Genomic DNA, 21,089 nt, shown 5'->3' on the forward strand with positions numbered 1-21,089 from the left:
TTTTATGATTTAGTTTTACTTATTTTCTCAGCCATCTGCATTGCGTTGAACACATTCAGTACTTTACCCGTTTTGGACAATTCTGAAAACTTCACTTTTTTATCTTTGGTTCCCGGTACAATGACTTCTATATCGTGACTAGTTCCCGATTCCAAAATGATCTGTTTTACTTGTTGCACCGTTAGTTTTGGATAATGCAACCAAAGTAATGCTGCCGTTCCCGAAACCATCGGTGCAGCTAGTGAGGTACCGGAATCAAAACCATACTTGTTATCAGGGATGGCCGTATAAATACCTTCTCCTGGTGCGAATAAATCCACATTTTTTTTACCATAGTTCGAGAATCGAGACACCATTTTTTCACCGTAGTTTTTGTTTATGGATCCTACGTTAATAAAGTTGGCACTAACCTCAGGCTGGTTATCATAAAAATAATCACTTGGATAAACTTGTTTGTTATCAGCATCAAAACCATTATTTCCTGCTGCGTGTACTAAAAGAACATCATGTTTTTCAGCATACTTGAAAGCCTCCTTAGTAAAGTCCGGATACATTGTAAATTCTTTTGCAAAAGACATGTTAATCACTTTGGCTCCATTATCAACAGCGTAGCGTATAGCTAATGCAATATCTTTATCATGCTCATCTCCTGATGGTGATATTGACAAAGGCATTATCTTGATTGAATCACTAAATCCTTCAATTCCTTTATCGTTTTTTATTTCTGCAGCAATGATACTGGAAACCTTAGTACTGTGATCATTAAAAACTCTTATTCCATGTATTTTGGCATTTATCTTATTAGTCCCATAGCCACTAGTCAAAATATCTGAATTATCATCAACAAATAATCGTTCATTATAGTCTGGATTGCAGTTTTTGTTAAAAATTGAATCTTTCTGAGCATTGTGTTCAATCAAATCATCATACGATCTAACGTTAATTTCCAAGTTAGCTATGAATGAATTTATCATTGCTCCTAAATCTTGGTCATTACTGTCTCTTCGCTCATAATATGATTTATCATTGACTTTACTTTTTTTGTATAAACTATCCAATTGGCTCAGAGTATAATCTTCTCTTGGAAAGAAGTAGCGAAGTGTATCTTTAGTCTTTTTAAACAATGAAATATTATATTTCATCGATTTTAGATAACTTTTATAAAATTTTGACCATTTGTTTTGGTAATCAACAGCTCTTACGTATTGTTCATATCTGTCTTTATCCTTGCTTAAAATTTCTTCTTGCTTTTTATTCCCAAAAACAGGTTCATACTCGCGTACAATCCTAGTATATTCAAAATTTCCCCAAACAATGTAATTGCCAGATTTAGTACCCAAAAAATTCCAACCATAAACATCGTCAATATAACCGTTCTGATCATCATCAATGCCGTTTTCAGCTACTTCATTTTTATTAGTCCATAAAGATTTTTTTAAATCTTCGTGAGCTGTATCTATCTGAGTATCCAAAACAGCAACAACAATTGTATTCTTGTTACTTTTAAGTTTGGATGTCGCTTTGAATAATGAAATCCCAGGTATTCCACAAGAAGTAAAATCTTCTTTATACCAATTTCCAAATTCTATTTTACTTTCTCTTTTTGTTGTATTAGTAGATGTTTTACAACTCAAGGTAATTGTACCAAAAAGAATGAATAAAATTTTTTTCATTAATAGTTTTGATAAAGATTAATATGAAAGGTTATTTATATTACGTTATATAATTCTATGGTTTATTTTGGTTAAGAATTCCTCCACTTCCTCCTCCATCAGTACCAGTAACTGTATCAATTCCTCCTGTGTCTTTATCTCCACCTTTTATTATCAGTAAATTTTTAGATGTCAATTCAACCACTGTTGTTTTAATAAAATCCCATTTTGTTTTAGTTTGTTTTTTCATGCTAGTTTGTTTTTAAGATTCAGGGCAAATATAAAGTTGTCTCGTAAAACCTACTTGGTTTAAAACCGTCTCTTTCTCTGAATTCATGAATTCGGGGGAAGTCCTTTACATCTAATCACTAATAATCAACCACTTATATTATTTAATTCTTTGAGATAAAAACTCGGTTTGATCCCTGTTTTCCTGAAAAAGGCACTTGAAAATGCATCTCCCGTATTAAATCCGAATTCATTTGCCAAGGCGATTATGGTGTACTTTCTCAGTTTGGCATTACTTTGCAGTTTTTTTAAGGCATACTCTATACGCAAATCATTAACATATTGGACAAATCCAACTTGCTTCTGTTCGTTGATTATTTTTGACAGATACTTAGTATTGGTCTCAAACTTCTCTGCCAATTGCTGGATGCTAACCGAATTATCCAGAAATTCCTTTTTCTTTTCAAACTGCTCCAGTTTCATTAAGATGGAATTGACTAATTCATCAGCAATTATGGTTTCTTTTGATGAAGAATTATTTTTTGCTTCATTGTTTTCAGTTGACAAAACCTGTTCATTAAGTTTTAATGTTAAAGTAGTAAAGCGCTTTTTATAAATCTTTTTTTGATTACGGTTATACCAAAATAACCCCAAGAGTGACAAAACAAAAAAGACAATTCCATATAATGCAATAGAATACTTGTTCTCGAGAGTGTTAATCTTACTTTCCTTTTCTTCCATCAAATGCGGAATTTCATAGTTTTTACGAATAACCCTATCAATATTTCTGTGTCTTTTATACAAGAAGCTATCAATTGCCATTAACCGATTGACATACTTTAACTCCATTTCCTTATTACCACTTTTTCTGTAGTGTGCAATCAAATAATTGTACCCACTAACAAATTCCGGGTAAATTTTTTTATCAATTTGATAGGCTGAATCCAGTAATTTAAAATTATGTATCGCTTTTTCACTTCTGTTTAATCCTCTATAAGCATGACCCAAATAATAATAACCTGCTATGATATTAATCTTATTTTTAAACTCAATCATTTTAGGCAGTGCAATATTAATACTATCAATAGCAGTACTATACTTCTTTTTTAATACCAGATTTGCCCCTTCATTTAACACAAATAAATATTTGTAATAATCATCCTTAGTAAGAACACAATTGTTAAATCCTTTTCGGTTGTAATAGGTTGCAGAATCATTATTTTTCAATGCTTTATGTGCATCTGCAATATCAAATAAAACCTGGTTATATCCATAAAAGTAATCAATTCTCTTGGTATCTTTTTTCTCATAATATTTCAAACACTCTCTGTAAAGAATTAATGCTTCATCAACCTGTAATAACTCTTCGGACTTCACTTCTGCAATATCCAATCTGATTTTAAAATAAAAATCCAAATTGGTTTGCTTGGCTAAATTTTCAGCCAAAATATAATTTTGTATGGCTTCATCATATCTATAAAGCTGTCTTAATTTATAGGCCTTTTCCCGGTAGGCATCTAAAGGAAAATATTCGTGATTAGTATTTTTTGAATATTTTATAACGCTATCAAGATAATGGATTGCCCTTTCATCTTTATATAAAGTAGAATGCATATAATAACCAATTGCAATGTCAATTGGCTTTTTTATATTTTTTTTCACCTTTGTCATATAGATTTTGAGTATCTCTACTTGATATTTCTCGTTACCTGCATTCTTACAAAAAAGAGAGAATAATTCATTTGGATTAAGTTTATGTAAGTTGACATGATTTACTTGCCCATACCCCAAACCAAAAGTAAAAACAGTAGAAAAAATCGTAAAGAGAAATAAACGGCGCATAGTGAAATTAAAATTTGAGCAAAAATATAAAAGCTGATGTTATTTCCTACAAATTAATCAAAAAGACGGATAGAAAACTCTCAGTAAATAAAAAACCAAAAACTATATCCCGGAATTCATGAATTAAGGGTTGATCTGTGTACTAGTGAAAATAAAATAATTACTTATTCCCAAAACATTACCCCACAAAAAAAGGGGCTGATGCAACCCCTTTTCTTTTTTACTTGCGAAACTTAGTTCGGCAAGGTGGCTCTGTGCGCATTTAAAGCAGCAATAAAAGCGTCGTACTCTTTCAATTTCTTATTAATTAGTTGTACTTGCACTTCTTTTTTTACTAGTGCTACAAAACTTTGCGATTCCTTGCGGGATTCCAACTGGAACTTTTTGTACTGCAGTTGGAATTTACGTTTGAGTTCAGCCTCTTTTAACGGTCCATCCGGTAGCCAACCAATAACGGTTTCCGTAGCCTCTATCTCGGCTGGCAGTCTTTGAAGTTGCTCTTCGATGGCTTCTGCAGTGGTATTGAGCTGAAGCGCTGCTCTTTCTGCTATACTCTTTTTTTGGGCTAAAACGGCCCTTTCCTTCTGAGCCCAATTCAATACTGCATCACAATCGGATGTCTGTTTAATTTTGGTTAATGAATACATATCGTACGTTTTTTGATTTCTAATTTTTTCTTCGATTCACGCTTAGGCTTTACCTAATACAACCAAAAAAGGGGCTGATGAAACCCCTTTTCTTTTTTTCTTGCGAAGCTTAGTTCGGCAAAGTCGCTTTGTGAGCAGTCACCGCCGCGATGAAAGCATTGTACTCTTCCAACTTTTTGTCGATACAAACCAATTCCAGTTCTTTTTCGACTAAGGCCACTCCGCTCTTTTTGTGCTCTATCACAAATTTTCTGTGCTCGAGATTGGCTTTTTTCAAAATTTCAGCATCCCTTTTCTTGCCCGGAACGAGCATTCCCAGTGCTATTTCACATCCGGCTAGTTCCGCTAAAATTACTTGTAATTCTGCTTGTACTTCAACCGAATTAAAACCAAAATTCTCCGTGAACCTCACGTCCCCAATTTTTTTAAATTCTAAGTCCCTTTTTTCTCTTTGAACTGAACTTAATACTACATCGCAATCTGTTGCCGATGTCAACTTGTCTAATGAATAAGCCATGTCTATTCGTTTTAAATGATTAATATTACTTTTCCTACAAACAAACTGCGTGCCAAAAACTTAAAAAAATCATAAAAAACGTACGTGTTAAATTATAAATACTTGATTATTAGTGATTTATTTTTTAAATTTTTTCATTTCTTTTTTAATGAACGTATTTTGCAATTGGAGTAATTCTTTATCATGTTGGTACTTTTTTAACAATTTTTGGTTTCTTTTCAACCTGGCCCTCGCTCTGCATTGAATAACATTCTGTATCGTGGCTGTCCGCTTATTTTCAGGTTGTGCCTCGAGATATTCCACAAGTCGTAATGCGGCTAGCCCTTCATCATATAATAGTTGTGCTTTTTCTATATTCCTGTCCAGCTTTTCTCCTATTAATTCATTTTCCAACATTTTCTTGTGCAGCAAATCATAGAATCCTTGCTCCTCTTCGATCATAAAATCCTGAACGGGCATTTTTTTGGCACCATTTTTCTGAATGTAGTGCAATAGGCTGTTCAGTTCGAATACGGCATGCGGCGGCAGCTTTCTTTGTCCTAATTCGTACATGGACCATTGTGTTCTTGTTACTCCCAGGATTATGGCTAGTTCTCCCTGCGATATTCCCAGTATTTTTGTGAGTGAATCTTTTTCTTTCATTGCTTACAATTTTGTGGCAATTATTTTTTATCCCAAATAGTTTGCCACACTTTTTTCTGTGGCAACTTTTTTTTTGAAAAAATTATTGCCACGAAATCCGTGGCAACTTTTTTTTGAGAATTTTATTTGCCACAGGTTTTTTGAAAATCAAATAGACATGAAAATACCTAGATATGGGGATTGTGTAAGTGTTTATTTATGGTTATGTTTGAAAGATATACAAATTACATAATTATACATGGATCATACCGTTCACAATAAATTAGTTTCCTTTATTTGGTCAATTGCAGACGACTGTTTGCGAGATGTTTACGTTCGAGGTAAGTACCGAGATGTCATTTTGCCCATGGTGGTACTACGTCGTTTGGATGCCTTATTGGAACCAACAAAAGAAGCCGTACTGGAAGAATTGGCCTTTCAACGCGATGAAGCAGGATTTACCGAGTGGGACGACAAAGGATTTACCGATGTAACGGGTTATGTATTTTACAACACGAGCGAGTGGACTTTACAACGCTTACACAATACCGCTACCAACTCGCAACAATTGTTGTTGGCTAATTTTGAAGATTATTTAAACGGATTCAGTTCCAATGTAAAAGAAATCATCGACAAGTTTAATTTGAAATCACAAATTAGACACATGGCGGGTAAAGATGTCTTATACGATGTATTGGGCAAATTCACTTCACCAGATATTAATTTAACTCCTTTTGAAAAGTTAGATTCCAATGGTAAAAAATTACCGGCACTTACGAACCTAGGAATGGGTTATGTTTTCGAAGAATTAATCCGTAAGTTCAACGAAGAAAACAATGAGGAAGCCGGAGAGCACTTTACCCCACGTGAGGTAATCGACCTGATGACGCACATTGTTTTCGACCCGATTAAAAACAATTTACCACCGGTAATGACCATCTACGACCCCGCTTGTGGTAGTGGTGGGATGTTGACCGAATCCCAAAACTTCATTGTAGATCCCGATGGTGAAATCAAAGCCGTGAATTCCGATGTGTATTTGTACGGAAAAGAAATCAACGACGAAACCTACGCCATCTGTAAATCGGATATGATGATTAAAGGGAACAATCCCGAAAACATCCGTGTGGGTTCTACCTTGTCTACCGATGAATTTGCAGGGCAGTATTTTGATTTTATGTTGTCTAATCCTCCGTACGGAAAATCGTGGGCGAGTGAACAGAAATACATCAAAGACGGAAAAGAGGTCATCGACTCTCGTTTCCAAATTCGTTTAAAGAACTATTGGGGCATTGAAGAAGACGCCGATGCCATTCCGCGTTCTTCCGATGGTCAGTTGTTGTTCCTGATGGAAATGGTCAACAAAATGAAACCCCTTTCACAAAGTAATTTAGGTTCCCGTATTGCTTCGGTACATAACGGGAGTTCATTGTTTACTGGGGATGCCGGAGGTGGTGAAAGTAATATCCGCCGTTACATCATCGAAAACGACTGGCTAGAGGCGATCGTACAATTACCGAACAACTTGTTTTATAATACGGGTATTACCACTTACATCTGGATTTTATCCAACAACAAAGCGGCTAACCGCAAAGGAAAAGTACAGCTGATCGATGCCGGACAACTATACCGTAAACTTCGTAAGGCATTAGGAAATAAAAACTGTGAGTTTTCACCGGAACATATTATGGAAATCGTGAAAAACTATACCGACCTAGCGGCGGTAGAAAGGACTACTGAAGACGGTATCGCTTCCAAAGTATTTGACAATGCCGATTTTGGGTATTACAAAGTAACTATCGAACGTCCGAAACGTTTAAAAGCGCAGTTTACAGCAGAACGTATTGCTGATTTGCGTTTTGACAAAGGCTTAAAAGACGTTATGCAACAAGTCTACGACAACTATAGAGAAAAGGTTTATGAGGATTTAAAACCCTATAAAAAGGAAATTTTAAGCTTAGTAGAAAAAGAAGGCTTTGATTTGAATAAAAAACAGGTAGAAACGCTTTTGAAAAAGGATGCCTGGATCAAACAACTAGCTATATTTGAAACCGCTACGATGTTACTCAATAAATTAGGCAACCAAGAATACAACGATTTTAATGTTTTTAAAACTAAAATTGATGACATTTTAAAAGATGAAAAAATAAAACTCAGCGCCACTGAAAAGAACCAAATTCTAAATGCAGTAAGCTGGTACGATGAAACCGCTGAAAAAGTAATTAAAGGTACAGTAAAGTTAACCGGTGAAAAGCTCGATCAATTGCTACACCAATTAGATTGTTCTATAGAAGACTTACCGAATTACGGCTATTTCCCTTGTCACCCTGAGCTTGTCGAAGGGGGCAAGAAAGGAGAATACATCACCTACGAAACCGACAGCGATTTGCGTGATACCGAAAACGTACCGCTCAAAGAATATATATATGAGTATTTCTTAAAAGAAGTGCAACCGCACGTAGCAGAAGCTTGGATCAATCTCGATGCTACCAAAATTGGCTACGAAATCTCTTTCAACAAATACTTCTACCAACACAAAGCCTTGCGCTCGTTAGAGGAAGTAACGGCCGATATTTTAGATTTAGAAAAGCAAAGCGATGGTTTAATTCACGAAATCTTAAATTTTTAGGCGATGGTAGAAACTAAAAACAGCTACGAAGTCTATAAAGATTCGGGAGTAAAATGGTTAGGACGAATTCCAGAACATTGGAATATTGAATCATTTAAAAATATTTTAAAGGAGCGAAATGAGAAAAATTACCCTATAAAGAGCATAGAGAGATTATCACTTTCAATTGATAAGGGAGTTACATTATATTCTGATAAAACTACAAATTTAGACAGATTTAAAGATGATTTTACCCAATATAAACTAGCTTATGACGGCGATCTAGTTTTTAATAGTATGAATATGATTGTTGGTGCAGTTGGTGTTTCAAATTATTTTGGTTGTGTAAGTCCTGTTTATTATACATATACTGGGAAATATAAAATTTCCACTACCAAATTTTATGAGTATTTGTTTAGAAGTAAAAGGGTTCAAGGTGTTTTGTATAGTCTTGGAAAGGGATTGCTTGCAATTGATAGAGGAGATGGAAAATATAATACTTTACGATTAAAAGTTTCTAGAGATGATTTACGTTCTTTAAAATTACCTTTCCCATCTTTCGAAGAACAAAACGCCATCGCTAACTTTTTAGACGACAAAACCACTAAAATCGATCAGGCCATTGCCATCAAAGAGCAACAAATTGCCCTACTCAAAGAACGCAAGCAAATAATCATTCAGGAAGCAGTAACCAAAGGTTTGGATGCAACCGTCAAACTCAAAGACTCAGGCGTAGAATGGATTGGTCAGATTCCGGAACATTGGGAGATGAAGAGGTTGAAGATCTTGGGTAAAATTGTAAATGGAGCCACGCCTTCATCTAGCATTTTAAATTATTGGAATGGTGAAATTAATTGGTTGACTCCTACTGATATAAATGATATAACTTATGCTTTTTCATCGGAAAGAACAATAACTAAATTAGGTTACCAAAGTTGTGGAACTTCTCTCGTACCTGTGGGATCAATAATTTTAACTACGAGGGCACCGATTGGTAAGGTTTGTATAGCTGGGACTGCACTTTGTACGAATCAAGGATGTAAATCGATTGTGTTAAAAAATGATATTATAAACTTGTTTATTTATTATTCAATTTCAATAAGTTCAAAGGTTTTAAATAGTTTAGGGACAGGTACCACATTTATGGAATTAAGTAATAAAGCGTTGAAAGATTTTAAAATAGTTTTACCCCAATCTATTGAAGAACAGAAACAAATCGTTGCCTATATTGAAATTCAATCCTCAAAAATCGACCAAGCAGTTTCTATCAAAGAGCAGGAAATCGAGAAATTAAAGGAATATAAAGTGAGTTTGATAGATGCGGTGGTAACGGGTAAGGTGAGGGTTTGTTAAGTTAAGTTAACTTTGAAATAAATTAATATTGTAGTTTTGTTTAAAACCGAATTAGAGATGGAAGAAAATATAGATCCAACATTGATAAATCTACCAAATAATTCAGATATATCTTCTGAAGAACAAGAGCCTATTGAAGAGGAGATAAATGATGATTCTATTTTGTTAATGGAAAAACCATTTGATCCCACTAAAATAAACATAGAAACAAAGACACCATCGTTAGACACTTTGATAAAAAGAATTGCTAGTAGATCTGTTGAACTGAATACAGAATCATATTTTCAGCGAAAAGATGATTTATGGGATCCTGTTAAGCAAAGTAGGCTAATTGAATCAATACTTATTAGGTTCCCATTACCTGCTTTTTTCTTTGACGCATCAGATAATAATCATTGGCTTGTTGTAGATGGTTTACAAAGATTAAGTAGTATAAGGAATTTTGCTGTTACGAAAACTCTAAAGTTAACTAATCTAGAGTTTTTGTCTCATTTGGAAGGTAAATATTGGGATGACTTAGGTGAAGATTTGCAAAGACTGATTGAAGAATCTCAGGTTGTAATTTATAAAATTATGCCGGGTACACCAACAGATGTAAAATTTAATATTTTTAAACGAATAAACACTGGAGGTTTAGTGTTAGAACCTCAAGAAATCAGACATGCTTTATTTCAAGGAAAACCAGCCATTTTCATTTCAGAATTAGCGAAAAATCCTGAATTTATAAAAGCTACTGCAAATAAAATAAAATCGCATCGAATGTTGGATCGTGATTTTGCAAATAGATTTTTATGTTTTTATTTATTTGGTTATGCTGAGTATACTCCTGATTTAGATACTTTTATGAGTAAAGCTATGGCGAATATTAACGAAAAAACTGATTTAGAATTGGAAAAAATTAAATCAGACTTTAGCGAAGCAATGAAGTTATCTAAAGCTATATTTGGCGAAGAAGCATTTAGGAAAGTCTATAATAACTACAAACGACTTCCGCCTATAAATAAAGCTCTTTTTGATGCAATTGCAACACAATTTGCTTTATTATCAAATGAAAAAAGAGAAATATTGAAGTCAAGAAAAACTCAATTTAAAAAAGCATTAAAAAACAGCTTAGCTCAAGATCCCCTGTTTTTTACTTCAGTTACAAGTTCTACTGGTGATAAAAACAGGGTTTTTAAAAGACATAACACTATTGAATTACTTATAAACCAAATAACTTCTGCTTAAAATGATAAAAACTTTAGAAATAAGGAATTTCAAATCTATAAAGAATAAAAGATTTAATCTGAAGAATCTAAACTTGAATTTAGGACTAAATGGTATGGGTAAATCAACATTTATTCAATCGATTTTGTTACTTAAACAGTCAAAAAGTCTTTTAAGTGGTCAATTAAATTTACAAGGAGAATATGTAAATGTTGGAACAACAAAAGACGCATTGTATCAATATGCAAAAAAAGGAGAAAATTTGTCTTTTGAAATTCAATTTGATGATTCAGATTTTTTTTCAATGGAATTTGATTACAAAATTGATGCTGATTATTTTAGCTTCAATCCAAAATTAAACATGTATGGTGAAAGTAATGACGCATTAGAGAAAATTGGAAGTTTAATACTTAATAAAGACTTTCAATATTTAAATGCAAATAGAGTTGAACCAAAATCAATTTATAGTAAAAGCTATTCTAATGTTGTAAATGATAATAACATTGGAAACAATGGTGAGTATACTGCTCATTATATAGAAATTCATAGTAATGATGAAGTTCTATTTGATAATTTATTGCACAAGGATACTATTGTGAAGGATACAACGACAAATACTGATATTGTTAACAGAACTTTAATTAATCAAATTAATTTATGGATGGGAGAAATTTCACCTGGTGTAAATGTGAGAACAACATCTATTTCATCTGAATTTGTTTTACTTGAGTATGTTTTTAAACAACCCAATTTTGGGAATACAAATAGATTCAAACCTGAAAATGTTGGTTTTGGTATTACTTATGGTTTACCTATAGTCACGACTTTATTGGCTTCTAAACCAGGGCAATTAATTATTATTGAAAATCCTGAATCACATATTCACCCTCGAGGTCAAGCAGAATTAGGAAAACTGATAGCAAAAACAGCTATGAATGATGTTCAGATAATTGTTGAAACTCATAGTGATCATATATTAAATGGTATTAGAGTTGCTGTAAAAGAAGGTGATATTGATAATGATAAAGTGGCTATTTTTTATTACGATAAAGTTGTTGAAGCAAGTGAACAACACTCAAAAATAACTGATATTAAAATAGATAAAAATGGAGAGTTAAGTGAATATCCCAAAAATATGCTTGACGAATGGAGCAATCAACTTTTTAAACTGATTTAAGATGGAGATTTATTTTAATGAAATGTCTGTTTTACCACAAAGTACTTCTGTTGCTGAGTCAAAACACAAAATATTTACGCTAATTGAAACAATGAAAGCGTTAAAAGAATATGATTTTAATATTTTACGAACTCACAATAATTTTTATTCAGAAGATTTAGGATCAGGATATACTTTTAGCTCTTTTTTAAATGATCCAGAGGTTACAAATAGTTTTAAAATATTATTGCTATCTATAGCAAAAAATCCTTTTATTGCAGATGAAGATAGTAATGAAGCCGAAATGTTTATTGTAAATCAGTTTGAAACAAATAATCATTTAGGAAAGCCAACCTCCCCTGAAGGTATAGCCATTTCTTATATTTGCGAAGTACCCACTATCAGCATTACTGGTTTCCCTCTATGGGATAGTGATGCGATTAATCTAAAAGTTACTAATACCGTTACTAAAAGTTCATCACATGAAGATATAATAAATCTTTCTTGTGCAGAAAGTGTTTTTAATCACAATTTTGTTGATTGGATCAAAAGTATTACGACAGAAGACACTCCATTAAATTCTTATGAAAATATCATTAAAGTATTCCCAATCGATAAATACGAATTTGATCCTAGGGCAATTAATGAAATAATTTCTTGGTATTATGACGATAAAAGATACATAATAAGAATTAAAAAATTGATTGAAGACATTAGAAATGCTCCTTTTGTTGGGGGGATGGGACTAACAGAAAACTTGGGTGGCGGTCAAGGATCAAAAAGAATTGTTAAAAAAGATAGGATTGTTTATACTGTACTTGACAAAAAAATAAAAATTCATTCTTGTAAAATGCATTATAACGACAAATAATTATGCCTAGCCTAACCAACGAACAAGCCCTAGAAGCCGCCATAGAAAAAATATTGACTGGCACAAGTGTAGAAGAACTTAAACAAGCTGGTGAAGTAAATGACCGTTCAGAACTATACCGTTCTGGCAAGGGATATTATATTGGCTATCCTTCCAATTTCAACGCAAAATATGCCTTGGATGAAGAACGATTTTGGCATTTCTTAGAAACTACTCAGGGGGATGAGTTGGCTAAGCTGCAAAAACAATCCGATTGGAAGTTAAAGATAGTAGAGCGTTTTGACCGTTTAATAAAAAAATATGGCATTCTTCGTTTACTTAAAAAAGGTTTGGAAGTAGACGATGCGCATTTTACCTTATTTTATGTTGCTCCGTTGGCTAGCAGTAGTCAGGCAATCAAAGATAATTTTGAGAAAAACGAGTTTTCGGTTACGCGTCAGTTGCGATATTCCAATTCCAATCCATTAGAGGAAATCGATATGGTGTTCTTCATCAACGGGATTCCTTTTGCAACCATGGAATTAAAAAACCATTGGACAGGCCAAAATGCCAAAGTTCATGGAATTAACCAATACAAATTCAAAAGAGATATAACGCAACCGTTATTGAATTTCGGCCGTTGTATCGTGCATTTTGCGGTAGATACCGACGAAGCCTATATGACCACTAAATTAGATGGGGGTTCTACCTTTTTCTTGCCGTTCAATTTAGGAAACAATAACGGAAAAGGGAATCCGCCCAACCCATTTGGACATAAAACGGCTTATTTATGGGATGAAGTCTTTACTCGTGAAAGTATAGCGAATATTATCCAACATTTTGTCCGTTTCGATGGCAAAGACAATGATCTTTTAGCAAAAAAGAGTTTATACTTTCCACGTTACCATCAGATGGATGTGGTACGTAAATTAGTAAACCATGCCAGTACTACCGGTACAGGGCAAACTTATTTGATTCAGCATTCTGCTGGTTCGGGTAAGTCCAATTCGATTACCTGGTCGGCCTATCAGCTCATCGAAACCTATCCTGCAAACGAAAACATACCTGGAAATAAGGGAATAGGCAATCCCCTATTCGATTCGGTAATTGTAGTAACCGATCGTAGAATATTAGACAAACAACTTCGAGATAATATCAAAGAATTCTCAGAGGTTAAAAATATTGTCGCTCCTGCTTTCTCCTCCCGCGAGTTAAAAGAGGCACTCGAAAATGGCAAGAAAATCATCATCACGACCATTCAAAAATTCCCATTTATCATTGACGGTATTGCCGATTTAAGTGATAAGAATTTTGCAGTCATTATCGACGAAGCCCATTCAAGTCAAGGTGGTTCTACAGCCGACAATATGAATCGCGCTATGGGTAAAAACGCTATAGAAGAAGAGGAAGATGCACAGGACAAAATTGTAGAAGCTATGCGTTCGCGTAAAATGCGAGGCAATGCTTCCTATTTTGCTTTTACAGCTACCCCAAAAAACAATACGCTGGAAAAGTTCGGGAATAAACAGGAAAACGGTTCCTTCAAGCCTTTTCATTTGTATTCTATGAAACAAGCTATTGAAGAAGGTTTCATTCTTGATGTGTTGGCCAATTATACCACCTACAGAAGCTATTACGAAATTAATAAATCCATTGAAGACAATCCTTTATTCGATTCGGCCAAAGCACAAAAAAAATTACGTGCTTTTGTAGAACGGGATCCAAGAACAATAGGGACTAAAGCTGAAATTATGATTGACCACTTCATGAGTCAGGTAGTCAATAAGAAACTATTGAAAGGCAAAGCAAAAGCAATGGTCGTAACCCAAAGTATCGAATCAGCGATTAATTATTACTTGGCAATTAAAGACATATTGAAAACCAAAGGAAATCCATTTGAAGTGATCATTGCATTTTCTGGTAAGAAAACGATAAACGGAATTGAATATTCGGAAGAAGTTTTAAATGGATTTGCCGAGAAAGACACCAAAGACAAATTTGAGGAAGACAACTACCGTATTTTAGTGGTAGCTAACAAATACCTCACCGGATTCGATCAACCTAAGCTGACCGCAATGTATATTGATAAAAAATTACAAGGCGTTCTGGCTGTACAAGCGATATCAAGGTTAAATCGTTCTGCAAACAAATATGGAAAGAAAACTGAAGATTTATTTGTTTTGGATTTTTTTAATGCAACGGAAGAAATTAAAGAGGCCTTTGATCCATTTTACACTTCAACTACTTTGAGTCGTGCAACTGATGTGAATGTGTTGCATGAATTAAAAGGTAGTTTAGACGATGTTGGTGTATATGAAGCATACGAGGTAGACGATTTTGTTCAAAAGTACTTCGACAAAGTAGATGCCCAATTTTTGAGTCCCATCATTGATGTGGCCGCAGAACGTTTTAATAACGAACTCGGTCTGGAAGATAAAGACAAAGCCGATTTTAAGATTAAAGCTAAGCAGTTTGTAAAAATCTATGGACAAATGGCTGCCATTTTACCTTATGAAATGATCAGTTGGGAAAAGCTGTTTTGGTTTCTTAAATTTCTAATCCCAAAACTTATTGTCGTTGATACGATGGCACAATTAGACGGGTTGTTAGATACAGTTGATTTATCAACCTATGGTTTGGAACGCGTTAAATTAAATACCAGTATTGAACTAGAAGATTCTGAAACAGAATTAGACCCACAAAATCCAAATCCAAGAGGAGCTCATGGTCCAGGTGAAGATGAAGACGAATTAGATGTAATTATTAAAAGCTTTAACGAGCGCTGGTTCCAAGGCTGGGATGTTACACCAGAAGATCAAAGAGTAAAATTTATTTCTTTGAGTAAAATGATGATGTCTCATCCTGATTATGAAACCAAAGTAGCAAAAAACCCCGATGCCGGTAATAGAGATTTGGCTTATTTGAAAATATTTGACGATATTATGGCTAAACAAAGGAAGAATGAATTAGACTTATATCGCTTAATAGCTAAAGATGATTCATTCAAGCAAGCGTTTCTGGATACAATGAAAAGAATGTCTGGTCTAAATTATTAAATGTTTTAAAGACAAATTAATGAAAATAGCTTTACTCGACGACAATCCTGAACAATTGCAAAGCAATTGTAATTACTTAAAAAGCATAGATAGCACTATGGTAGTTACAGCTTGTACCAGTGCAAAAACCTTTATGGAGGAAGTAAAAAAAACGATGCCTGAGGTACTGGTGCTGGATTTGAATTTAGGCGATTCGTACATGACGGGTATGGAAGTGGCGTATGTGTTAAAGTTACCAGTGATATTTGCTAGTAGTAATGTACCACAATATATTAAAGAGATTGAAAACTTAAAAAGAGAGTTTGGATTGTGTGTAGAGCATATTACAAAACCATTTACAGGTGATGACTTCATCAAAACCATGAATCGTTTTTTGAAAGAAATTCAGTTTTTTGGCGCTATTGATTATGTGCATTTGCATTTGGGTAAAAAAGGTAGAACAAAAATTGCGACCAATAGTATAGTCTATCTATCTTCTGATAAAGAAAATGGGGCGGAGTCGAACAATAAGATGATTCATTTTACCCATCAAAAACCAGAAAAGTTAATCGACTTTTCATTTACGCGAATGGAGGAAATAGGACTGCAAAAGTCGCAGTTTGTCACCATTCATAAATCGTATCGTGTAAACAAGCATCACATTAAAAGTTTTGATAAAAAAAAAGAAACACTTGCAGTAGAAATTTTTGATGGAGTTCAAAATTTGCCTGTGGTGAGGCATCTTCCAGTTTCTGAAAATTACATTCCTGCTCTCAAAAAAATATTAAAATAACCGCTCTTGTTATTTAAAGCGACGCTTTTATTACTTATAAACAGCTGATATGATTCAAGATTATATCAGCTGTTTTTTTTGATCGAGATTTGACCCATAATTAATTATTAACAATTTAAAACAAGATTATTATGAGTGAAAAAATGTTGCCGCCAAACAACAATGCTAACATGCAAAACGCCAACAAAGGGACTAATGGGGTCAATCGTCAGTATGCCCAGAACCAAGGGAATAGAGGAACCCAAATGAATCCTAACACAAAAAAAGGTAAGTAATCATGGAAAAGTACAAAATTATTGAGGCACATTATGATCATTTATTTGTTGAAATGGTCAATAAAGCAATTTTAGAAGGGTGGACACCTCTTGGGGGTGTGACCGTTTATAAAAATGACCTAGGTTGTATTTTCTATGCTCAGGCATTAATTAAGTAGTACTTTTTTAGCTTTCAGACTCTGTGTTTTAAGTAAAAGCTAAAAGTAAGCCCCTCAGAGGTAAATCTAAGGGGCTTGTTGTTTATAACATCCTTAGAGTTCTAGAAGGTAATACTATATGTACTGGGATTGCCTTGTTCACAAAGATAAAAAATCGTGATGGCTTATTGAGACACTTACAGCCACTTCAAAATATATTTTTCTATTTTTACGACCGAATACAATACCCCATACTCATGAAAACCCTATGCCTCCTACTCCTACTTTCCCTAGTTTCTTGCCGTTATTCCGAAAAGCCGATACAATCCATCCGTTCCGGATTTGTAGAAGAACCCGGAAGGTATTTTATGTTCCAAAATTTCAACTATTTACACCTCAAAGAATGTGTCGATGGCTCGCTGTTCTTTGGTGTTACCAATCGCAAAGGGAAGTTAGTGTACCAACAAAGTATGAACCGGATGTTCAGCCACTACCACTACTGGAATTTGTATGTCGATCGAGAGGGCAACATATGGACGTACAATTCGGATTGGAGTACTACAGAAGTCGTAGTGTTTGATGCCGAAACCCAACAGTATACCGTAACCGATTATTGCAAAACCCAACTCGCATTGCCCAAAGAATTCGCCAACGCAATGCAATCCCATAATGCCTTGTACAATTGTGCATCGGTTCGTTAAAACCAAAAACATGAACAAAATCATCTTTTTATACTAACCACTTTCCGATAGCGAGAATTTACTTCGTGAATCCGCAACGATTGTATCCCAGCAATAGACAAGCTATTCCAAAAAAAATCCGTTCAAAGTACCAGACGTTGAACGGATTTTAGAAAAAAAAACGATTTTATTCAATCACTACCTTTTTGGTGATCACGGCTCCGTCGGCACAACGTACTCTTAGGGTATAGATGCCCGGTTTGTACTGCGCGTTCAAAGGAATACTTATCAATTGGGTAGCGTTCTTTCCTATAGCCAATTTATGGGTGTTGCCTAGAAAATCCACTAGCTGAGCATCGGCTACTTTTCTCTCGCCCACGGTCAATTGTAGGGTGGCTCCTGCCGCTACCGGATTCGGATACAAAACGATATCTTCTGTGGTTGCTGATGCGGAAGTTCGGCTTTCCTTGGTTTTTTCTTCGATCATATATTCTTCAATGGCATAGTCCGGAGACCCATCGGCCAATAAACCTTGTACAACTACACGGAAGGCTTTGCGGGTTTCGTTCCATGGTATGCAATCGTTCCAAATACCGTGTTTGATGTAATACCAATGATTGACTACCAAATTAGCAGAGAAGGTGGCGCTGGCATTCGAACAACACTGATCCGGATTCCCGCTTACGTTGGTATTCCCAGTAGTAGAACCGTTGGGTGCTTCAAAAATCGACCAATGATGGTTGACCAACAAAGGGTTGCTATGCGCTGCCGCCGTAACGGTAACGGTTCCGTTCAGGTTGGCACTTGGCGCCATGTTGAAATTGGTGGTATAGTTGGCCCACATTGCCGTTTGTGGTAACGCGGTACGTTGTTCGGTCCAATTCACACAGTTCCCGAAAACACCATGCTTGATGTAGTAGTTTTTGGTATGGCTCAATCCTGAAAATGTAACGGTATTCCCCATTAAAACAGTACCCACTTGGCCTATTGTAGCGGCATCTGAGGTAGCCCCGGGTGTCGTAGTTTCCATTAATGCCCACCACTGACTAATACCCGGCGCAGTGTTGGAAGCGGTTGCTGTTACTCGAATGGTTCCGTTGGGAGCACAAGTACTGGTGAACGTAAAAGCAGGAGAAACAGAATTGGTATAAATTCGGAATATTCGTGTCATTTCCACCCATGGAATACAGGCACTCGCCACGGCTAATTTTACTTGGTATTCAAAGCCATCGGCAAAAAAATAGTTTTGTGCTGCGAATAGATTGGACAAATTCAAAACGCCTACTTGGCCTGTTGTCCAGCCGTTGGTACCCAATTGTGCTTGCCATTGGAAAGCGGCGGTTGAACCGATAGGTCTTCTCGAGATATCGATATAATAATGGGTTTCGTTTGTAGAGTTGGTCCCATTCATGTACACACTTTCTCCTAAACAGAAGTCGGTTTTCATGGTTCCGGCCGCATTTTGAAAATACATAGATGGATTGATCGCCGGTGAAATGGCTACATCATCTACCTCCATTTGGATTTGTGCATTGCCGTTACTTCCGGAATTTGCCGTCATTAAAGGATGCAACCACAATTGGGATTGGTTGCTATTTGCGGTAAAAGGTACCGTGATTGTTTGCCAATTGGGTCCAACTGCCGCTACGGTACTGCTCCAAATGGTTTGTACATTGCTGGGCGTAGGCATCGTATAGGTGCTTCCAGAAGTAAGTCCCGAAGTAATTTTCACATTCAGTGTCGAGTTCAAAACCGTTGTGTTAGGATTACCAATGTTGGTCGTGGCTCTTACTCGGAATGACATTACATAATTTTGTCCCGACTGGAAGTTGTAGTTGGTCATAATTCCTTCTCCTCTGTTGCTGTGGGACCACATCCAGGCCCATGTGTTGCCCCCTACAGTTCCCAAAGCAGTTGGGTCTCCATGGCTTGCCAACCAGTTCGGAACGGTTGGATTGCTGGTGTTAAAGCCATCTCCAACGATGGAACTATTCAAGCTTCCATTATTGATTAAACACTGGGCATTGACAAATCCCCATAAAAGCAATAGTGCTTTTGTAAACATAATTTTTTTCATAGTACTTTTTTTTTATGTAGTTTGTTATTGTTGAGTACAAAGATGGGTAGGAACCACATCGTATTTGTTAGGATTATTCCTATAAATCACCAAGGTTTACACCCCAAAATCATCACTATATTGGGGTAGCTTTCTGCTCCTTATTTTAGGGATATCGTTTTATTTCAGCGCCCTTTTCAGTACAAAGACGTTGTACCTAACCACAACTTGTAGTAAAGCGAATACGGAACTGTCGCAAACATCCACTCAATTGCAATGGGTCACTACAGAATAATTCCCCAACTCCGCTATTATCAACTGATTTTCAGTACCTTTGTAAGTATCCTAAGCTTCCTCTCATGAAAATCGCGCACCTTTTTCTAGTACTGCTGGCAGTCTGTTCGGCTGCGGGTCAGAAAAAAGAAACCATCAGCATTCCGGAAGGCATCGTATACCACTACTGTGATCCGGATAAAATTGAACTGGCCAAACAACGCATTCAGGAGTGTTTATCAGGCAATGGGTCGGCACTATTGCAAGACCATTTGATTGTGGGTCCGGTATTGTGGATGCGCTTCAAAGACCATCCCGAGATTCAAAAGATCGAAGAAGGCAAGGTTACGTTTCATGTTAACGATTTGGAAATCGAAGGCAAAATGTGCCAGAGTGTAAAGGATTCCGAAATCATCTGGAACGCATTGCGTAAGGAAATTGCGGGCGACTTTCAGATTCGCAAAGCCACGCCATCGGAATTGCAGTACTACTGGTCGGTCATTTCCTTTGAAATTGAGGAACCATTACTGATTGTCGAAACCCAACACCACAATTACATCTTGAATTTGTTACCCAACGACTTGAAATTGATGTGGTTGGACGAAGCCCCATGGAAAGCGAGTACGCAAGCCAAAAAGGAACACATCTATCAAAACGGTGTGGAAATTAGTGCGGTTCCCAAAGGCAAAAAGGAAACCAAACTGGAAAAAGTGATTTTACTGAGTTCGGATGAGGTGCTGTTGGAAAACACTTCGGTGGAAGATTTGAATCGAATTATGGCCAAAATCAATACGATATTCGAAGATTTGTTTCTAAAATCGAACAAATCGGGAAAAATTATCGTCGAATTCGATATGGGCAAAACACACAATGACATCCTGTTTGCCGTCAAGGACGATTTGGATTTGAAACTGATGAAAAAATTTGAGAAACGGGTGATGAACGAAACCTACCCCTTTTCCAAAAACGATCCGATCAAATTCCAATTGCTGTTCAAAATAAACGCTTTTAACGAAACTGAATGAAGCCTAACCCTTTCAGGGTTTAAAACCCTGTAAGGGTTAGGCAATGGATCGCCATCCTTTAAGATTTGAAACTAGATCCAATATCAAAACACAAAAAAAGTGTAAATTAGCACCTATACTAGCCATGATTAAAGT

18 protein-coding genes are annotated in these 21,089 nt (G+C 35.6%); 11 read left to right on the top strand and 7 right to left on the bottom strand.

Annotated features, from left to right (window positions below; translation table 11 throughout):
• Window positions 1-2: 2 nt before the first annotated feature.
• From ACFO7M_RS15400 to ACFO7M_RS15425, 6 genes are all read right to left on the bottom strand, one after another.
• Window positions 3-1,673, bottom strand: coding sequence for a S8 family serine peptidase (locus ACFO7M_RS15400; RefSeq protein ID WP_379736667.1), 1,671 nt, complete (start codon window positions 1,671-1,673; stop codon window positions 3-5).
• 55 nt (window positions 1,674-1,728) lie between these two features.
• On the bottom strand, window positions 1,729-1,902 hold the full coding sequence (locus ACFO7M_RS15405) for a hypothetical protein (RefSeq protein ID WP_379736669.1): 174 nt from the start codon (window positions 1,900-1,902) through the stop codon (window positions 1,729-1,731).
• Window positions 1,903-2,027: 125 nt separating this feature from the next.
• Window positions 2,028-3,542, bottom strand: a complete 1,515-nt coding sequence (locus tag ACFO7M_RS15410; RefSeq protein WP_379736671.1) for a helix-turn-helix domain-containing protein — start codon at window positions 3,540-3,542, stop codon at window positions 2,028-2,030.
• 413 nt (window positions 3,543-3,955) lie between these two features.
• Window positions 3,956-4,369, bottom strand: coding sequence for a hypothetical protein (locus ACFO7M_RS15415; protein ID WP_379736673.1), 414 nt, complete (start codon window positions 4,367-4,369; stop codon window positions 3,956-3,958).
• A gap of 109 nt (window positions 4,370-4,478) precedes the next feature.
• Complete coding sequence (locus tag ACFO7M_RS15420; RefSeq protein ID WP_379712221.1) at window positions 4,479-4,886, bottom strand: hypothetical protein; 408 nt, start codon at window positions 4,884-4,886, stop codon at window positions 4,479-4,481.
• Between the two features lie 117 nt (window positions 4,887-5,003).
• Window positions 5,004-5,528, bottom strand: coding sequence for a helix-turn-helix domain-containing protein (locus tag ACFO7M_RS15425; RefSeq protein WP_379736674.1), 525 nt, complete (start codon window positions 5,526-5,528; stop codon window positions 5,004-5,006).
• A gap of 238 nt (window positions 5,529-5,766) precedes the next feature.
• Between ACFO7M_RS15425 and ACFO7M_RS15430 the strand changes: the two genes are divergently transcribed.
• From ACFO7M_RS15430 to ACFO7M_RS15475, 10 genes are all read left to right on the top strand, one after another.
• Window positions 5,767-8,136, top strand: a complete 2,370-nt coding sequence (locus tag ACFO7M_RS15430; protein ID WP_379736676.1) for a type I restriction-modification system subunit M — start codon at window positions 5,767-5,769, stop codon at window positions 8,134-8,136.
• Between the two features lie 3 nt (window positions 8,137-8,139).
• On the top strand, window positions 8,140-9,468 hold the full coding sequence (locus ACFO7M_RS15435; protein WP_379736678.1) for a restriction endonuclease subunit S: 1,329 nt from the start codon (window positions 8,140-8,142) through the stop codon (window positions 9,466-9,468).
• A gap of 57 nt (window positions 9,469-9,525) precedes the next feature.
• A complete protein-coding gene (locus ACFO7M_RS15440; RefSeq protein WP_379736680.1) occupies window positions 9,526-10,695 on the top strand; it encodes a DUF262 domain-containing protein in 1,170 nt (389 codons plus the stop codon).
• 73 nt (window positions 10,696-10,768) lie between these two features.
• Window positions 10,769-11,851, top strand: coding sequence for an AAA family ATPase (locus ACFO7M_RS15445; protein ID WP_379736681.1), 1,083 nt, complete (start codon window positions 10,769-10,771; stop codon window positions 11,849-11,851).
• Between the two features lies 1 nt (window position 11,852).
• The gene (locus ACFO7M_RS15450) at window positions 11,853-12,701 is read left to right on the top strand and encodes a type II toxin-antitoxin system YoeB family toxin (RefSeq protein WP_379736683.1); all 849 of its coding nucleotides are present in this window, start codon (window positions 11,853-11,855) and stop codon (window positions 12,699-12,701) included.
• Between the two features lie 2 nt (window positions 12,702-12,703).
• Complete coding sequence (locus tag ACFO7M_RS15455) at window positions 12,704-15,736, top strand: type I restriction endonuclease subunit R (protein WP_379736685.1); 3,033 nt, start codon at window positions 12,704-12,706, stop codon at window positions 15,734-15,736.
• A gap of 19 nt (window positions 15,737-15,755) precedes the next feature.
• Complete coding sequence (locus ACFO7M_RS15460) at window positions 15,756-16,508, top strand: LytR/AlgR family response regulator transcription factor (protein ID WP_379736687.1); 753 nt, start codon at window positions 15,756-15,758, stop codon at window positions 16,506-16,508.
• A gap of 131 nt (window positions 16,509-16,639) precedes the next feature.
• Window positions 16,640-16,783, top strand: coding sequence for a hypothetical protein (locus ACFO7M_RS15465; RefSeq protein WP_379736689.1), 144 nt, complete (start codon window positions 16,640-16,642; stop codon window positions 16,781-16,783).
• 2 nt (window positions 16,784-16,785) lie between these two features.
• Window positions 16,786-16,941 (top strand): DUF1737 domain-containing protein, encoded by a 156-nt coding sequence (locus ACFO7M_RS15470; protein ID WP_379736690.1) that lies wholly within the window; start codon window positions 16,786-16,788, stop codon window positions 16,939-16,941.
• Between the two features lie 236 nt (window positions 16,942-17,177).
• Window positions 17,178-17,621: a hypothetical protein gene (locus ACFO7M_RS15475; RefSeq protein WP_379736692.1), complete on the top strand. Its 444-nt coding sequence runs from the start codon at window positions 17,178-17,180 to the stop codon at window positions 17,619-17,621.
• Between the two features lie 166 nt (window positions 17,622-17,787).
• Here the strand turns inward: ACFO7M_RS15475 and ACFO7M_RS15480 are convergent, their stop codons facing one another.
• Window positions 17,788-19,677, bottom strand: a complete 1,890-nt coding sequence (locus ACFO7M_RS15480) for a T9SS type A sorting domain-containing protein (RefSeq protein WP_379736694.1) — start codon at window positions 19,675-19,677, stop codon at window positions 17,788-17,790.
• 338 nt (window positions 19,678-20,015) lie between these two features.
• Here ACFO7M_RS15480 and ACFO7M_RS15485 point away from each other — a divergent pair, with 338 nt between their 5' ends.
• On the top strand, window positions 20,016-20,954 hold the full coding sequence (locus ACFO7M_RS15485; protein ID WP_379736695.1) for a hypothetical protein: 939 nt from the start codon (window positions 20,016-20,018) through the stop codon (window positions 20,952-20,954).
• Window positions 20,955-21,089 lie beyond the last annotated feature (135 nt).

Origin of the sequence: Flavobacterium sp. GCM10023249 (assembly GCF_042653365.1) — a bacterium.
GTDB lineage: Bacteria > Bacteroidota > Bacteroidia > Flavobacteriales > Flavobacteriaceae > Flavobacterium.

Bases quoted from the DNA above. Each gene is read 5' to 3' on its own strand.
- ACFO7M_RS15470 (WP_379736690.1), top strand. From the start codon at position 16,786: ATGGAAAAGTACAAAATTATTGAGGCACATTATGATCATTTATTTGTT.
- ACFO7M_RS15465 (WP_379736689.1), top strand. From the start codon at position 16,640: ATGAGTGAAAAAATGTTGCCGCCAAACAACAATGCTAACATGCAAAAC.
- ACFO7M_RS15460 (WP_379736687.1), top strand. From the start codon at position 15,756: ATGAAAATAGCTTTACTCGACGACAATCCTGAACAATTGCAAAGCAAT.
- ACFO7M_RS15405 (WP_379736669.1), bottom strand. From the start codon at position 1,902: ATGAAAAAACAAACTAAAACAAAATGGGATTTTATTAAAACAACAGTG.
- ACFO7M_RS15400 (WP_379736667.1), bottom strand. From the start codon at position 1,673: ATGAAAAAAATTTTATTCATTCTTTTTGGTACAATTACCTTGAGTTGT.
- ACFO7M_RS15475 (WP_379736692.1), top strand. From the start codon at position 17,178: ATGAAAACCCTATGCCTCCTACTCCTACTTTCCCTAGTTTCTTGCCGT.
- ACFO7M_RS15480 (WP_379736694.1), bottom strand. From the start codon at position 19,677: ATGAAAAAAATTATGTTTACAAAAGCACTATTGCTTTTATGGGGATTT.
- ACFO7M_RS15420 (WP_379712221.1), bottom strand. From the start codon at position 4,886: ATGGCTTATTCATTAGACAAGTTGACATCGGCAACAGATTGCGATGTA.
- ACFO7M_RS15430 (WP_379736676.1), top strand. From the start codon at position 5,767: ATGGATCATACCGTTCACAATAAATTAGTTTCCTTTATTTGGTCAATT.
- ACFO7M_RS15435 (WP_379736678.1), top strand. From the start codon at position 8,140: ATGGTAGAAACTAAAAACAGCTACGAAGTCTATAAAGATTCGGGAGTA.
- ACFO7M_RS15485 (WP_379736695.1), top strand. From the start codon at position 20,016: ATGAAAATCGCGCACCTTTTTCTAGTACTGCTGGCAGTCTGTTCGGCT.
- ACFO7M_RS15440 (WP_379736680.1), top strand. From the start codon at position 9,526: ATGGAAGAAAATATAGATCCAACATTGATAAATCTACCAAATAATTCA.
- ACFO7M_RS15425 (WP_379736674.1), bottom strand. From the start codon at position 5,528: ATGAAAGAAAAAGATTCACTCACAAAAATACTGGGAATATCGCAGGGA.
- ACFO7M_RS15455 (WP_379736685.1), top strand. From the start codon at position 12,704: ATGCCTAGCCTAACCAACGAACAAGCCCTAGAAGCCGCCATAGAAAAA.
- ACFO7M_RS15450 (WP_379736683.1), top strand. From the start codon at position 11,853: ATGGAGATTTATTTTAATGAAATGTCTGTTTTACCACAAAGTACTTCT.
- ACFO7M_RS15415 (WP_379736673.1), bottom strand. From the start codon at position 4,369: ATGTATTCATTAACCAAAATTAAACAGACATCCGATTGTGATGCAGTA.